The following is a 13,372-nucleotide window of genomic DNA, read 5'->3' as shown; positions in this document are numbered from 1 at the left end:
ACCATGGCCGTAGCACTCGACCAACCCGTTGCCGACTTCCAGGCCCAGGCCACCAGCGGGCAAACCGTCAGCCTGGCCGAGCTCAAGGGCCGGCAAGTGGTGCTGTACTTCTACCCGAAGGACAGCACGCCGGGCTGCACCACCCAAGGCCAGGGGTTCCGCGACCAGCATGATGCCTTTGCCGCAGCCAACACCGTGGTGTTCGGGGTATCGCGCGATGGCCTCAAGTCGCACGAGAACTTCAAGGCCAAGCAAGGCTTCCCGTTCGAGCTGATCAGCGACAAAGACGAGGCCCTGTGCCAGCTGTTCGACGTGATCAAGCTGAAAAAGCTGTATGGCAAGGAATACATGGGCGTTGATCGCAGCACCTTCCTGATCGACAAGGACGGTGTGCTGCGGCAGGAATGGCGTGGGGTGAAGGTGCCCGGGCATGTGGATGCCGTGCTGGCGGCTGCCCAGGCCTTGAACAAGGCTTGAAATTGATGGGGGCTGCTTTGCAGCCCCAGTTGCATCAAAGCATCGGTGACACGCTAGGCTCCTGCCGCGGCCAGGCATCCAGCACGGCCTTGATCAGCGTCGCCAGCGGGATGGCGAAGAAGATCCCCCAGAACCCCCACAGCCCGCCAAACAGCAACACCGCGCAAATGATCGCCACCGGGTGCAGGCTAACGGCCTCCGAGAACAGCAGCGGCACCAGCACGTTGCCGTCCAGCGCCTGGATGATCGCATACACCGTCATCAGGTATATGAACTGGTCGCCCCAGCCCCACTGGAACAGCGCAATCAGCGTCACCGGTACCGTCACCACCACTGCCCCCACATAGGGCACCACCACCGACAGGCCCACCAGTAGCGCCAACAGCGCGGCGTAGTTGAGCCCCAGGCTGATAAACGCGATGTAGGTGGCAATGCCGCAGATCAGGATTTCGATGCCCTTGCCGCGAATGTAGTTGGCAATCTGCCGGTTCATCTCACTGCCTACCCGGTTCAGCAAGGCGCGCTGCCTGGGCAGGTAGCCACTGACCCAACGGCCGATCAGTTCGCGGTCCTTGAGGAAGAAGAACACCAGGATCGGCACCAGCACCAGGTAAATCATGGCGTTGACCAGCAACGGCAGGCTGGACAGCGAGAAGGTCAGCGCCCACTGGCCAAACTTGCCGATTTCCCCGCGCACCGATTCGATCGCGTGCAATACCTGCTCGTCCGACACCAGGTGCGGGTAACGCTCGGGCAGCAGCAACAGCAACGACTGCCACTTGCCGAGCATGCCCGGCAGCTCGTTGAACAGGGTAATCAGCTGGTGCCACAACAGCGGCACCAACACCAGCATGAACACCGCCAGCGCGCCCATGAACAAGGCGAAGACCAGCATCACCGCCAGCCGGGTCGGTACCCGCAGCCGCTCCAGGGCGTTGACCAGCCCCTGCATCAGGAACGCCAGCACCATGCCCGCCAGCACCGGCGCGAGCATGCCGCCCAGGGTGAGCACGGCGGTAAAAGCCAGGAACAGCAGGACCGCCAGCACCACCGCTTCTTCATCGGAGAAGTAGCGCTGCATCCAGTCGCGAAGCACTTTGAACATTGACGATCCTTGGAAAAGACTCAGGCCTTGCGCAGCCAGTAGGTATAGGTGCCGGCGTCAGCCGTTTCCTGCAGCAGGGTATGACCGGCCAGCTTGGCGAAAGTGCGGAAGTCGCGCTGGGAACCGGCGTCAGTGGCGATCACTTTGAGCACCGCGCCGCTGGCCAGGCGATTGAGTTCCATCTTGGCCTTGAGCAGCGGCAAAGGGCAATTCAGCCCGCTGGCGTCCAGTTCGGCGTCGCAGGTCAGGGTGTCACTCATCGCGGGGCTCTCCAAAGGCATTGCCAGGTTGCTGCTTGACAGGGTCGGCTAGGATAGCGCCACTGGTCGCCAACGTGTGAGCCCGCTACAGTAGGTATCTTTGATCGACGCGAGCTTCGTGCATGAATCTACTGCGCCCTACCCTGCTGACGCTGGCCTGCCTGATGGCCCTTCCCGGCCATGCTGACGACCTGCCATCACTGGGTGACGCCAGTTCCGCGATCGTCTCGCCGCAACAGGAGCACCAGCTGGGCCGTGCCTGGCTGAGCCTGCTGCGCGGCCAGGTCAACCAGTTGAACGACCCGCAGCTCAAGGACTATGTCGAAACTACCGTGTACCGCCTGGCCGAAACCAGCCAGTTGCAGGACCGGCGCCTGGAATTCATCCTGATCGACAGCCGTGAGCTCAACGCCTTCGCTGCCCCCGGCGGCATCGTCGGGGTCAACGGCGGCCTGTTTCTCAACGCCCGCACCGAAGGCGAGTACGCCTCGGTGCTGGCGCACGAACTGGCGCACTTGTCGCAACGCCACTTCGCCCGCGGCGTCGAAGCCCAGCAACGCATGCAACTGCCGATGATGGCGGCTTTGCTCGCGGGTATCGTGTTGGCCGCCGGTGGCGCCGGCGATGCGGGTATCGGCATGATTGCCGGCACCCAGGCCGCGGCGATCCAGGAACAACGGCGCTTCTCGCGGCAGAACGAACAGGAAGCCGACCGCATCGGCATCCAGAACCTGGAAAAGGCCGGTTACGACCCTCGCAACATGCCCACCATGTTCGAACGCCTGGCGCAGCAATACCGCTACGGCGCCAAGCCACCGGAATTTCTGCTGACTCACCCGGTGACCGAATCACGTATCGCCGATACCCGCAACCGCGCCGAACAGGCGCCCAAAGGTGGCGTGGAAGACAGCATGCGCTACCAGCTGATCCGCGCACGGGTGGCACTGACCTATGAAGGCACCCCGGGGCTTGCCGCCAAGCGCTTCCGCGCCCAGCTGGACGAAGACCCCAAGATGGACGCCGCGCGTTACGGCCTGGCCCTGGCGCAAATCAAGGGTGGCCAGCTGAACGAAGCACGTGAACTGCTCAAGCCGCTACTGGCCAAGGCGCCCAACGACATCACCTACAACCTGGCGCAGATCGACCTGGACATCACCAACAACCGCCTGGCCGACGCGCAGCAGCGGGCCGAACGGATGCAGGGGCTGTACCCGGGCAACTACCCGCTCAAACAAGTGCGTGCCGACCTGCTGGTGAAGCAGAACAAGCCTGCCGAAGCGGAGAAGGTGTTGAACGAGTTGATCAAGAGCCGGCCGGATGACCCGGACGTGTGGTACGACATGGCCGAAGTGCGGGGTTTGTCGGGCAATACCATCGGCTTGCACCGGGCGCGTGCCGAATACTTCACCCTGGTGGGGGACTTTGACCAGGCGATCCAGCAGCTGGACTACGCCAAGCGCCGGGCGGGCGGCAACTTCCCGCTGGCGTCGCAAATTGACCAGCGCCAGCGCGAGATCCTGGAACAACAGCGTATGGTTCGGGAGATGATGGGGCGCTGAGGGGATTGAATATTGTGGGAGCGGGCTTGCCCCGCGAAGGGGGGCACGCGGTGCCTGGCACCGGCTTCGCCGGTGTTCGCGGGGCAAGCCCGCTCCCACAAACACCCAGCGATCTCAGGCGTTACCGGACAGCTTCAGGCGCGCCGCCTGGGTGAAGTCCAGCATGCGATTCAGCGGCTTTTCACCCTGGTGGGGGACTTTGACCAGGCGATCCAGCAGCTGGACTACGCCAAGCGCCGGGTGGGCGGCAACTTCCCGCTGGCCTCGCAAATTGACCAGCGCCAGCGCGAGATCCTGGAACAACAGCGTATGGTTCGGGAGATGATGGGGCGCTGAGGGGGTTGAATATTGTGGGAGCGGGCTTGCCCCGCGAAGGGGGGCACGCGGTGCCTGGCACCGGCTTCGCCGGTGTTCGCGGGGCAAGCCCGCTCCCACAAAGACCCAGCGACCTCAGGCGTTACCGGACAGCTTCAGGCGCGCCGCCTGGGTGAAGTCCAGCATGCGATTCAGCGGCTTGATCGCCTTGGGCACCAGGGCCGGGTCGACAAAAATCTCGTTGCTGCCATTACGCAGGCAGTCCAGCACCCGCTCCAGGGTGTTCATCGCCATCCACGGGCAGTGCGCACAGCTGCGGCATGCCGCACCGTTGCCAGCGGTGGGGGCTTCGACAAACGCCTTGTCCGGGCACAACTGCTGCATCTTGTAGAAGATGCCGCGGTCGGTGGCGACGATGAAGGTCTTGTTTGGCAGGGTTTGCGCCGCCTTGATCAGTTGGCTGGTGGAACCCACCGCATCGGCCAACTCGATCACCGCTTCAGGCGACTCGGGGTGCACCAGGATCGCTGCGTCCGGGTACAGCGCCTTCATGTCGGCCAGCTGGCGCGACTTGAACTCTTCGTGAACGATGCAGGCACCGTCCCACAGCAGCATGTCGGCACCGGTCTGCTTCTGGATGTAACGACCCAGGTGCTGGTCTGGGCCCCAGATGATGGTTTCGCCGTTATCCATCAGGCTTTCGACGATTTCCAGCGCGCAGCTTGAAGTCACCACCCAGTCGGCACGGGCCTTCACGGCAGCCGAAGTGTTGGCATAGACCACCACAGTGCGCTCGGGGTGCTGGTCGCAGAAGGCTGAGAACTCTTCAACCGGGCAGCCCAGGTCGAGCGAGCAGGTGGCCTCCAGGGTGGGCATCAGCACGCGTTTTTCCGGGGTGAGGATTTTTGCGGTTTCGCCCATGAAGCGCACACCGGCCACGATCACCGTTTCGGCCGGGTGATTTTTGCCAAAGCGGGCCATCTCCAGCGAATCGGACACGCAGCCACCGGTTTCTTCAGCCAAGGCCTGGATGACAGGGTCGCAGTAATAGTGGGCAACCAGCACGGCGTTCTGGGCCTTGAGCTCGGCAGCGATGGCCGCACGGTATTCGGCCTCCTGCTCGGCTGTCAGCGGGTTGGGCTGCTTGGCGTCGAGGTGAGCCTGAACCAACAGGCGTTCGGAAATCTGGGTCATGATCGCTGGACCTGCAGGCGCGCGCGCGCATCAAATCGAGTGTATCACCCGGCCCTGACAGATCGGCTAAGGGTGCCGGACGGCACGCAGGCCGCCACGGCCCTCTGCGGGCGCGGATTATTATCGGAGGCCGAAGGCTACAGACAATCCAGCGATTACTAAAGTGGTTTTTGTGTTGTCACCCGAGCGACTGCAATGAGCGTTGTGTAGGAGCAGCCCTTTCGACTCAAGGCCGCTCCTACAAAACAGCGTTGCCTGACAAAGCGGGTGTCAACCCTGCGGCGACAGTGCTGCCAGGTGCGCTGCCATGAGCATGGCAAACGCTTCCACGGTCATTTTCCTGCCGTTGAAGTCGACCATGCCATCGGCATAGTGCAGGCTGCTCACCACATCGTTGCCTTCAACGGTTGCCAGGCCACTTTGCAGCGCCATCATGCCGACCATCTCCCCCGCCTGGCTCGATTGCATGGCAATCGCCTGGGCATCAGTCTGGCCATCCAGCAGCGCCTGCAAGGTCGCCAGGTCACCCATCATCGGCTTGGAGAGCGATAGCTTGCCCTTCACCTCGGTGATCAGTTGCTTGCTCAACTGGTCTGGCGGCAGATCGAAGCTGGCTGGGGCGGCGAATGCCATCGACAGGTTGAAACGGCTCTCGCCATTGGCGGTCTTGAACGCCAGGTTTTCTATCGCCACCTTGGGCCTGGCGGCCAGCAGTCGCCGCAGGTCGCCCTGGAATTTGGCCTTCTCAGCGTCGTCCATGCGGATCTGCGGTACAGGCTGGCCAGCGGCAGACGCTGCCTCGAACTCCGGCAAGTGCGCCTGGTACCACTTCGACAACGCCTGCAATGCCGGTGCGTTGACCGAGGTGACACTCACCACCATCTGCGCCTTGCCCACCGCACGGCCATCCCAGGTCATGTCGCCGACCTTGTACTCCACGCGACCGCCCACGGTATCCGGGCCATCGAGGGCTTGCAGGACATTCTGCTCCAGGCCCTTGATCTGCAGCACCTGCTGTTTCGGCCCCAGGGTGACCTTGGTTTCGGCCAGCGCCAGGTCGACGTTACCCACATAGACAGTGTCGTGCGGGGTGGCGGCCAAGTTGCCGCCAACCTTCAGGCCTTTGAGTTCGAACGTGGCAGGCGGCTGATCATCGCGCACAAGTTTCATCACGAAACGGTCGGCCTGCCCGTGGAATTTCGAAGCCTTGCCCTCCTTGTCGCCACTGACCTCCAGCTGCATACCCGAGAAGTCGAGGCTGTTGCCGTCCGCCTCGTCAAGCTTGACCGGCGCCAGCCGGACCTGGCTGGCCACACTGCCGCCGTACCCCAGGCTGGTCTGTGCACTGATCGGGGCCTGCTCGCCTGCGGCAGCGAACCACGCGGCGGTGGCATCGTCCTTCTGCAAGGTGCTGTTGCTGACCGCCATCACCGGCATCAGCTTCAACGCCTTTACCCGCGACCAGGGAAAGGGGCCGTGCTCAATCTGGTCGGTCACGCCCACGTCGAAATTTACCACCTCGCCTTCACCCAGGTTTATGTCGCGGGCCTTGAGCCGGTACTGGGCGGTAGTGCTGAAGAAATGCTGCTCCAGCGATACCCGTTCGATGCTCATGCTGCCGCCGGTGGTCACCAGGGCCTTCTTGAGTTCGGCGTTGCTGCGGGCAACGGCGTTGTCCAGTTCGGCTGGCAGTTGCTTGCCGGTGTACCAGGCGCCAGCGGTAGATGCGACGGCAATGGCGATCGCCAGGCCGGAAAGAATGCCAACTGATTTCTTCATGAATAGAACCGATTGTCCGTAAGGGCTTCATTGGGCGAGCAAAGGCCACGCAGGAGGCGAAGATTAACACTGCGATGGAAGACGAGGGCCAGCCTTCACCGAGAAACCCATTTTTCAGAACCATCTGACACGCATCCACGGGAGGCACATTCGTTAATTTTTACGAACATTCAAATTGATCAAAACCGCAAAAAAACGCGCAAAAACCGAACAAAACCCCTTATAAATCGATAAATATTTCAATTCAGTAACATCTTGTCATGTTTAACTTGACACCAACCTACCCATCGTTTTTTATTTTCACCACTTAGCGCGTCCCCCGCGCCTTCTGCTGCTCCTACAAAAAAGGTGAACAACATGGAGCCCACCCGCTCGCCCTTGCCGTATGCGCAATACACCGTGCCCGCCGTTTACGCCCAGCACCAGGAGCCATGTCAGCATGCAGCCTGATCACAGCGCTTCCGGCAACGGCCAACTTCGCAAAACCCTGCGCCTCTGGCACGTGATCATCATTGGCCTGGCCTACCTGACCCCAATGACCGTGTTCGACACCTTCGGCATCGTCAGCGGCATCACCGCCGGCCATGTGCCCAGCGCCTACATCCTGGCGCTGGCGGGCATCCTGTTCACCGCCGTAAGCTACGGCACCCTGGTAAAACGCTTTCCGCAGTCGGGCTCGGCGTATACCTACACACAACGTGCGATCAACCCCCATGTGGGCTTCCTGGTCGGCTGGTCGTCGCTGCTGGATTACCTGCTGCTGCCGATGGTCAACGCGCTGCTGGCCAAGCTGTACCTCTCGGCCATGTTCCCTGAAGTACCAGAGTGGCTGTGGGTCGTCGGCTTCGTCACCTTGATCAGCCTGATCAACATGCGCAGCGTGAACCTGGTGGCGCACTTCAACCTGCTGTTTGTAGGCGTTCAGGTGGCGATCATCGCCGTGTTCATCTACTTGTGCGTGCGCGGCCTGGGCCAGGGTGAAGGGCTGGGCACCACCTGGAGCTTGCTGCCGTTCGCCGACAGCCAGACCCACCTCAGCGCGCTGGCTGCCGGTGCCACCATCCTGTGCTTCTCGTTCCTGGGCTTCGACGCGGTCACCTGCCTGTCCGAAGAAACCCGTGACCCGGCCAAGACGATCCCACGGGCGATCTTCCTGACCGCACTGATCGGTGGCGTGGTGTTCATCACCGTGTCGTACTTCATCCAGGCCTACTTCCCGACCATGGCGCGCTTCCACGACCAGGAAGCGGCCCTGCCGGAAATCGCCCTGTACGTCGGCGGCAAGCTGTTCCAGTCGGTATTCATCGCCTGCACCGTGATCAACACCATCGCGTCTGGCCTGGCTTCGCAAACCAGCGTGTCGCGCCTGCTGTACGTGATGGGCCGCGACAACGTGATCCCCGCCAGCCTCTTTGCCCGCCTGCACTCGCGCTACAAGACGCCGGTGCTGAACATTGCGGTGGTGGGGCTGATTTCGCTGTCAGCGATCTTCTTCGACCTGGTTACCGCGACCTCGATCATCAACTTCGGCGCACTGGTCGCATTCAGCTTCGTCAACCTGTCGGTGATCAACCACTGCTACCTGCGCGAAGGCAACCGCAAAGGCCTGGCCAACCAACTGAAGTACCTGGTGCTGCCTACCATCGGCTTCTGCATCATCGTCTCGCTGTGGCTGGACCTGAATGTGCACTCGCTGATGTTTGGCGGCATCTGGGCAACGCTCGGGTTGATCTACCTGGGCTGGCTGACCAAAGCCTTCCGGTCGGCACCGCCCAACTACATCGCCGAATGACCCACGCTGCCGACAACGCCCGCGCCTGACCGCGGGCGTTGTACTTGCCCGAAAAGGAAAGCCCTCATGCCGCTGCGTCGCCTCTCCATCCAGTGGAAGATCACCCTGCTCGCCGGCCTGTGCCTGCTGGCCATCGTCGCCTTGCTGGTGGCCACCTCGCTGACCCAGGCGCAGCGCAGCGCTGCCTTGGTCAGCCAGGCCAGCACCGCCATGCTCGACAACAGTGCGCGCCAGCGCCTGCAGGCCCACGCGCAAACCCAGGCCCTGCGGGTGCAGCGCTACTTCATGGACGCCTATCAGTACGCCAATGGCTTTGCCCGCCTGGTGCAGGTACTCAAGGCCCGAGGCGGCAGTGACCTTCGCGCCGAGCTGACGCGCCAGGCCCGTGCCAGCCTGGCCGGCAACCCGGATGTAATCGGCCTGTACCTGGTGTTCCAGCCCAACGCGCTGGACCAGCAGGACAGCCAGCACCTTGGCCAGGAGGCGATGGGTAGCAATGAACGCGGGCGTTTCTCGTTGTACTGGTCACAACCGCGCCCCGGCGCCCTGGAACTTGAAGCCATGCCGGAAGCCATGCTTGGCGATGCCAGCATTGGCAGCAACGGCGCAGCGAAGAACCGTTGGCTGACCTGCCCGCAGGACACCGCCACTACCTGCATGCTCGAACCGTACCTCGACGAGGTCAATGGCCGTCAGGTGCTGATGACCAGCATCGCCCTGCCACTGCTGGAACAGGGCAAGGTTGTCGGCGTGGTCGGCCTGGACATTGGCCTGGCCAACTTGCAGCAACTGAGCCTGGACGGCCGCCGCGAGCTGTTCGATGGCCAGGGCCATGTGAGTATTGCCAGCGCAGCCGGCCTGCTGGCTGGCAACAGTCGTGACGCCAGCGTGCTCGGTAAGCCCATGGACAATGCAGTAGCCGACGGCCTGCTGCGCGTGGCCCACCCCTTCGCCCCGATCCCTGGCGCAGCCCCTTGGCAGGTGTTGCTGGAACTGCCGGAAAGCGTGCTGCAGGCACCCGCCGTAGCCCTCAACCAGCGCCTGGACGCCCATAGCCAGAATGCCAACCTCAACAGCCTGCTGATCGGCCTTGGCGCTGCCATCGCAGGCTTGCTGCTGGTGTGGTTGACCGCACGCGGCGTCACCCGGCCAATACTGGCCGTGGCCGCACGCCTGCAAGATATTGCCAGCGGCGAAGGCGACCTCACGCGCCGCCTGGACTACGCCCGCCAGGACGAACTGGGCCAGCTCACCCACTGGTTCAACCGCTTCCTCGACAAACTGCAACCCGTCATCGCTCAGGTCAAGGGCTCGCTGCAGGAGGCCCGCGGTACCGCCGACCAGTCTGCCGCCATCGCCAGCCAGACCAGCAACGGCATGCAGCAGCAGCACCGTGAAATCGAGCAAGTGGCCACGGCGGCCAACGAGATGAGCGCCACCGCCCTGGATGTTGCACACAATGCCTCACAGGCGGCCCAGGCCGCACGGGCCGCCGACCAGGCCAGCCGCGAAGGCCTGCAACTGATCGACAGCACCCGCGAGGGCATCGATCGCCTGGCCGCCGGCATGAACACTGCCATGGACGAGGCCCGCGCACTGGAGGGTCGCAGCGGCCAGATAGGCTCGGTGCTGGAGGTGATTCGCACCATCGCCGAGCAGACCAACCTGCTGGCACTCAATGCAGCCATCGAAGCCGCCCGTGCGGGCGAAGCCGGGCGTGGTTTTGCCGTGGTCGCCGATGAGGTGCGCGGCCTGGCCCAGCGCACGCAGGTGTCGGTGGAGGAAATTCGCCAGGTCATCGAAGGCCTGCAGCAAGGCACCCAAGATGTCGTGGGCGCCATGCACGAAGGCCAGCGCCAGGCCCAGGCCAGCGCGGCACGCATGGAACAGGCGCTGCCTGCACTGCAGCGCATTGGCGAGGCGGTGACTGTGATCAGCGACATGAACCTGCAGATTGCCTCTGCGGCCGAAGAACAGAGCGCGGTGGCCGAGGAAGTGAACCGTAACGTGGCCGGCATCCGGGATGTGACAGAATCACTGGCTGGCCAGGCCGACGAATCGGCGCGCATCAGCCAGGCGCTGAACCGGCTGGCCAACCAGCAACAGGCGCTGATGGAGCAATTCCGCGTCTAACCTGCAAGGGCCCTTTCGCGGGCACGCCCGCTCCCACAGGTGCGTGGTCGCCTTCCAGGCCAACGCAGGCTCGGCGGGAGCGGGCGTGCCCGCGAAGAAGCCCGTACAGCCACCACAGCATTATCGTTTTTACTGAGCACACGTCATGCAAACCGCAACCCGATCCACCTTCTTCGACATCACCAGCGAACAGGGCCTGTTACGCACCTCGATTGCCGTCACCCTGTTCATCGCCACCATCGGCATCGCCTTCGGCCTGGCCTCCGGCTCATTCTCCATCGTCTTCGACGGCGTGTACTCGCTGGTCGACGCCAGCATGAGCGGCCTTTCACTTGTAGTGGTCAAGCTGATTACCTCGCACACCACCAGCGTGCAGATGTCACGCAAGCTGCGTGAGCGTTTCACCATGGGCTTCTGGCACCTGGAACCGATGGTCCTGGCACTCAACGGCATCCTGCTTAGCGGCGTGGCCATCTATGCGCTGATCAACGCCGTCAGCAGCCTGTTGCAAGGCGGGCGTCACCTGGAGTTCGGTATTGCCATGGTCTATGCCGTGCTGACCGTAATCACCTGCGTGACCATCGCCGTCGTCGAAGCCCGCGCCAACCGCAAGCTGAAGTCAGACTTCGTGCGCATGGACGTCAAGGGGTGGGTGATGTCGGCCAGCATCACCGCCGCGTTGCTGATCGCCTTCTGCTTTGGTTACGCGGTGCAAGGCACATCGCTGGAGTGGGTGTCGCCGTACATCGACCCGGCGGTGCTGGCGCTGGTGTGCCTGGTGATCATTCCGCTGCCGCTGTCGGTGGTCCGCCAGGCGCTGTCTGAAATCTTTCTGGTTACCCCCGGCGACCTCAAGCTGCACGTCGATGAAGTGGCCAAGGCCTTTGTCGCCCGCCACGGGCTGCAGTCGTACCGTGCCTATGTCGCCAAGGTTGGGCGCTCACGAGAGATTGAGCTGTATTTCATCGTGCCAAAGACAATGGCCGCAAAGACCATCGATGAATGGGATACGTGGCGCAACGAGATTGGTGATGCAGTAGGCGGTGAAGGGCCGGACCGCTGGCTGACGGTGGTATTCACAGGCGACCCCGAGTGGGCCGAGTAAGCTGGGGGCGCTGTGCGCCCCAAGATCGCGAAAACGAAAAAGCCCGCGACCATTTCTGGTAGCGGGCTTTGACGTACTGCGTATGGTGGGTCGTGTAGGATTCGAACCTACGACCAATTGGTTAAAAGCCAACTGCTCTACCAACTGAGCTAACGACCCGATTGATGGCGCGTATAATACTGATTTCTAAAGAGAAATCAATACCCCATCACAGTTTTTTCAAACATACCGCGTAGGGTCTGGTACCTCAGCCGCCTTGAAGCCGTCGGCGCGCAGGCGGCAGCTGTCGCATTTGCCACAGGCGCGGCCATCATCGTCGGCCTGGTAGCAGGAAACGGTCAGGCTGTAATCCACGCCACGGGCCATGCCGGCCTGCACGATCTGCGCCTTGCTCATGTTTTGCAGCGGCGCCTGAATACGGAAGCCCTGCCCTTCTACGCCCGCCTTGGTAGCCAGGTTGGCCATGCGCTCGAAGGCTTCGACAAACTCGGGACGGCAATCGGGATAACCGGAGTAATCCACGGCATTGACGCCGATGAAGATGTCACGCGCCTCCAGCACTTCTGCCCAGCCCAGGGCCAGCGACAGGAACACGGTATTTCGCGCCGGCACGTAGGTGACCGGGATGCCTTCGCTTGGGGCTTCAGGTACGTCGATGCTGCTGTCGGTCAACGCCGAACCACCGATACCGTCGAGGTTCAGGCCGATTACCTTGTGCTCGACCACGCCCAGGTCCCGGGCGACACGGGCAGCTGCATTCAGCTCGGCACGGTGGCGTTGGCCATAGTCGAAGCTCATGGTGTAGCAGCTGTAGCCTTCGGCCTTGGCCATGGCTACGACGGTGGCGGAATCAAGGCCGCCAGACAGCAGGATTACTGCGCGTTTCTCAGTCATGTGCTTTTACTCTCAATCAACGTCCGGGTTCGTCGTTCCACAGCAGCTTGTGCAACTGCAGCTGGAAACGTACGGGCAGGTTGTCGGCAACGATCCAGTCGGCCAGGTCGCTTGCGCTCACCTGGTGGTGGCTTGGCGAAAACAGCACCTCGCCGGCGCGCTCGGCCAGGTTGTACTGGATCAACTTGGAGACAGCCCAGTCATAGTCCTCGCGCGAGCAGATGACGAACTTGACCTGGTCGTTGCGGGTGAGCTGCTCGATGTTCTCGTAGCGGTTACGGTGGGACTCTTCCGACCCAGGGGTCTTGAGGTCGACCACACGGCTGACGCGCACATCGGTGCCCGAGATATCCAGGGCGCCACTGGTCTCCAGCGAGACCTCATAGCCGGCGTCGCACAGTCGTTGCAGCAACGGTAAGGCATTCGGCTGGGCCAGTGGCTCGCCACCTGTCACGCACACGTAGCGAGGCTTGAAGCCGGCAACCTGCTCAAGGATCGAATCGAGGGTACGAACAGTGCCGCCAGTGAAGGCATAGGCACTGTCGCAGTACTGGCAGCGCAGGGGGCAGCCGGTAAGGCGCACGAATACGGTGGGCAGGCCAGCCGTTCGCGTTTCACCCTGCAAAGAGTAAAAGACTTCTGTGATGCGTAATGTGTCTTGCATGCTCGCCACGGGCGTGACAGCTAAACAGGCTGTCCGCCTCCGTCAGGCACTGTCGCGGACTCGACATGGCGTTATCCGCAGCAGCGTGTTTACGA

Annotated in this window: 11 protein-coding genes, 1 tRNA gene and 2 pseudogenes; 7 read left to right on the top strand and 7 right to left on the bottom strand. The window is 62.5% G+C overall.

Annotated elements, in window-relative coordinates; translation table 11 throughout:
* The first annotated feature begins 3 nt into the window (after positions 1-3).
* On the top strand, positions 4-477 hold the full coding sequence (locus CKW35_RS20255) for a peroxiredoxin (protein ID WP_016488639.1): 474 nt from the start codon (positions 4-6) through the stop codon (positions 475-477).
* Between the two features lie 34 nt (positions 478-511).
* Here the strand turns inward: CKW35_RS20255 and CKW35_RS20250 are convergent, their stop codons facing one another.
* Together CKW35_RS20250 and CKW35_RS20245 are read right to left on the bottom strand one after the other, a co-directional pair.
* Positions 512-1,582 (bottom strand): AI-2E family transporter, encoded by a 1,071-nt coding sequence (locus tag CKW35_RS20250; protein WP_016488640.1) that lies wholly within the window; start codon positions 1,580-1,582, stop codon positions 512-514.
* Between the two features lie 20 nt (positions 1,583-1,602).
* On the bottom strand, positions 1,603-1,842 hold the full coding sequence (locus CKW35_RS20245) for a sulfurtransferase TusA family protein (protein ID WP_016488641.1): 240 nt from the start codon (positions 1,840-1,842) through the stop codon (positions 1,603-1,605).
* Positions 1,843-1,964: 122 nt separating this feature from the next.
* Between CKW35_RS20245 and CKW35_RS20240 the strand changes: the two genes are divergently transcribed.
* Together CKW35_RS20240 and CKW35_RS28045 are read left to right on the top strand one after the other, a co-directional pair.
* On the top strand, positions 1,965-3,401 hold the full coding sequence (locus tag CKW35_RS20240; RefSeq protein ID WP_016488642.1) for a M48 family metalloprotease: 1,437 nt from the start codon (positions 1,965-1,967) through the stop codon (positions 3,399-3,401).
* A 180-nt stretch (positions 3,402-3,581) separates the two neighbouring features.
* Positions 3,582-3,737 (top strand): annotated as a pseudogene (locus CKW35_RS28045) (M48 family peptidase); the annotation flags it as partial.
* 114 nt (positions 3,738-3,851) lie between these two features.
* On the opposite strand, the gene nadA reads toward CKW35_RS28045, so the two are convergent.
* Entirely contained in the window at positions 3,852-4,910 is a 1,059-nt protein-coding gene (gene nadA / locus CKW35_RS20230) for a quinolinate synthase NadA (protein ID WP_016488643.1), read from the bottom strand.
* A 270-nt stretch (positions 4,911-5,180) separates the two neighbouring features.
* Complete coding sequence (locus CKW35_RS20225) at positions 5,181-6,689, bottom strand: YdgA family protein (RefSeq protein ID WP_060519901.1); 1,509 nt, start codon at positions 6,687-6,689, stop codon at positions 5,181-5,183.
* Positions 6,690-7,128: 439 nt separating this feature from the next.
* Between CKW35_RS20225 and CKW35_RS20220 the strand changes: the two genes are divergently transcribed.
* From CKW35_RS20220 to CKW35_RS20210, 4 genes and pseudogenes are all read left to right on the top strand, one after another.
* On the top strand, positions 7,129-8,481 hold the full coding sequence (locus tag CKW35_RS20220; RefSeq protein WP_016488645.1) for an APC family permease: 1,353 nt from the start codon (positions 7,129-7,131) through the stop codon (positions 8,479-8,481).
* A gap of 66 nt (positions 8,482-8,547) precedes the next feature.
* Positions 8,548-9,756 (top strand): annotated as a pseudogene (locus CKW35_RS28915) (HAMP domain-containing protein); the annotation flags it as partial.
* 102 nt (positions 9,757-9,858) lie between these two features.
* Positions 9,859-10,614, top strand: a complete 756-nt coding sequence (locus CKW35_RS28910) for a methyl-accepting chemotaxis protein (protein ID WP_371262330.1) — start codon at positions 9,859-9,861, stop codon at positions 10,612-10,614.
* 145 nt (positions 10,615-10,759) lie between these two features.
* Positions 10,760-11,719: a cation diffusion facilitator family transporter gene (locus CKW35_RS20210; RefSeq protein ID WP_016488647.1), complete on the top strand. Its 960-nt coding sequence runs from the start codon at positions 10,760-10,762 to the stop codon at positions 11,717-11,719.
* A gap of 83 nt (positions 11,720-11,802) precedes the next feature.
* On the opposite strand, the gene CKW35_RS20205 is transcribed toward CKW35_RS20210, so the two are convergent.
* From CKW35_RS20205 to queE, 3 genes are all read right to left on the bottom strand, one after another.
* Positions 11,803-11,878 (bottom strand) — tRNA-Lys (locus tag CKW35_RS20205).
* Positions 11,879-11,938: 60 nt separating this feature from the next.
* Positions 11,939-12,613 carry a 7-cyano-7-deazaguanine synthase QueC gene (queC, locus tag CKW35_RS20200; protein ID WP_016488648.1) on the bottom strand — a complete coding sequence of 225 codons (675 nt, stop codon included), beginning with the start codon at positions 12,611-12,613 and terminating at the stop codon, positions 11,939-11,941.
* A 16-nt stretch (positions 12,614-12,629) separates the two neighbouring features.
* Entirely contained in the window at positions 12,630-13,277 is a 648-nt protein-coding gene (gene queE / locus CKW35_RS20195; protein ID WP_016488649.1) for a 7-carboxy-7-deazaguanine synthase QueE, read from the bottom strand.
* Positions 13,278-13,372: the final 95 nt, after the last annotated feature.

The organism is Pseudomonas sp. Irchel 3F3, assembly GCF_900187545.1.
Taxonomy (GTDB): Bacteria; Pseudomonadota; Gammaproteobacteria; order Pseudomonadales; family Pseudomonadaceae; genus Aquipseudomonas; species Aquipseudomonas fortuita.
Note: the sequence above shows the minus strand (reverse complement) of the source record. Positions and strands in the feature narration are given on the sequence as shown.

Excerpts from the sequence above, each read along its gene's own strand:
- CKW35_RS20255 (WP_016488639.1), top strand. The coding sequence starts at position 4 with ATGGCCGTAGCACTCGACCAACCCGTTGCCGACTTCCAGGCCCAGGCC.
- CKW35_RS20250 (WP_016488640.1), bottom strand. The coding sequence starts at position 1,582 with ATGTTCAAAGTGCTTCGCGACTGGATGCAGCGCTACTTCTCCGATGAA.
- CKW35_RS20245 (WP_016488641.1), bottom strand. The coding sequence starts at position 1,842 with ATGAGTGACACCCTGACCTGCGACGCCGAACTGGACGCCAGCGGGCTG.
- CKW35_RS20240 (WP_016488642.1), top strand. The coding sequence starts at position 1,965 with ATGAATCTACTGCGCCCTACCCTGCTGACGCTGGCCTGCCTGATGGCC.
- nadA (WP_016488643.1), bottom strand. The coding sequence starts at position 4,910 with ATGACCCAGATTTCCGAACGCCTGTTGGTTCAGGCTCACCTCGACGCC.
- CKW35_RS20225 (WP_060519901.1), bottom strand. The coding sequence starts at position 6,689 with ATGAAGAAATCAGTTGGCATTCTTTCCGGCCTGGCGATCGCCATTGCC.
- CKW35_RS20220 (WP_016488645.1), top strand. The coding sequence starts at position 7,129 with ATGCAGCCTGATCACAGCGCTTCCGGCAACGGCCAACTTCGCAAAACC.
- CKW35_RS28910 (WP_371262330.1), top strand. The coding sequence starts at position 9,859 with ATGCAGCAGCAGCACCGTGAAATCGAGCAAGTGGCCACGGCGGCCAAC.
- CKW35_RS20210 (WP_016488647.1), top strand. The coding sequence starts at position 10,760 with ATGCAAACCGCAACCCGATCCACCTTCTTCGACATCACCAGCGAACAG.
- queC (WP_016488648.1), bottom strand. The coding sequence starts at position 12,613 with ATGACTGAGAAACGCGCAGTAATCCTGCTGTCTGGCGGCCTTGATTCC.
- queE (WP_016488649.1), bottom strand. The coding sequence starts at position 13,277 with ATGCAAGACACATTACGCATCACAGAAGTCTTTTACTCTTTGCAGGGT.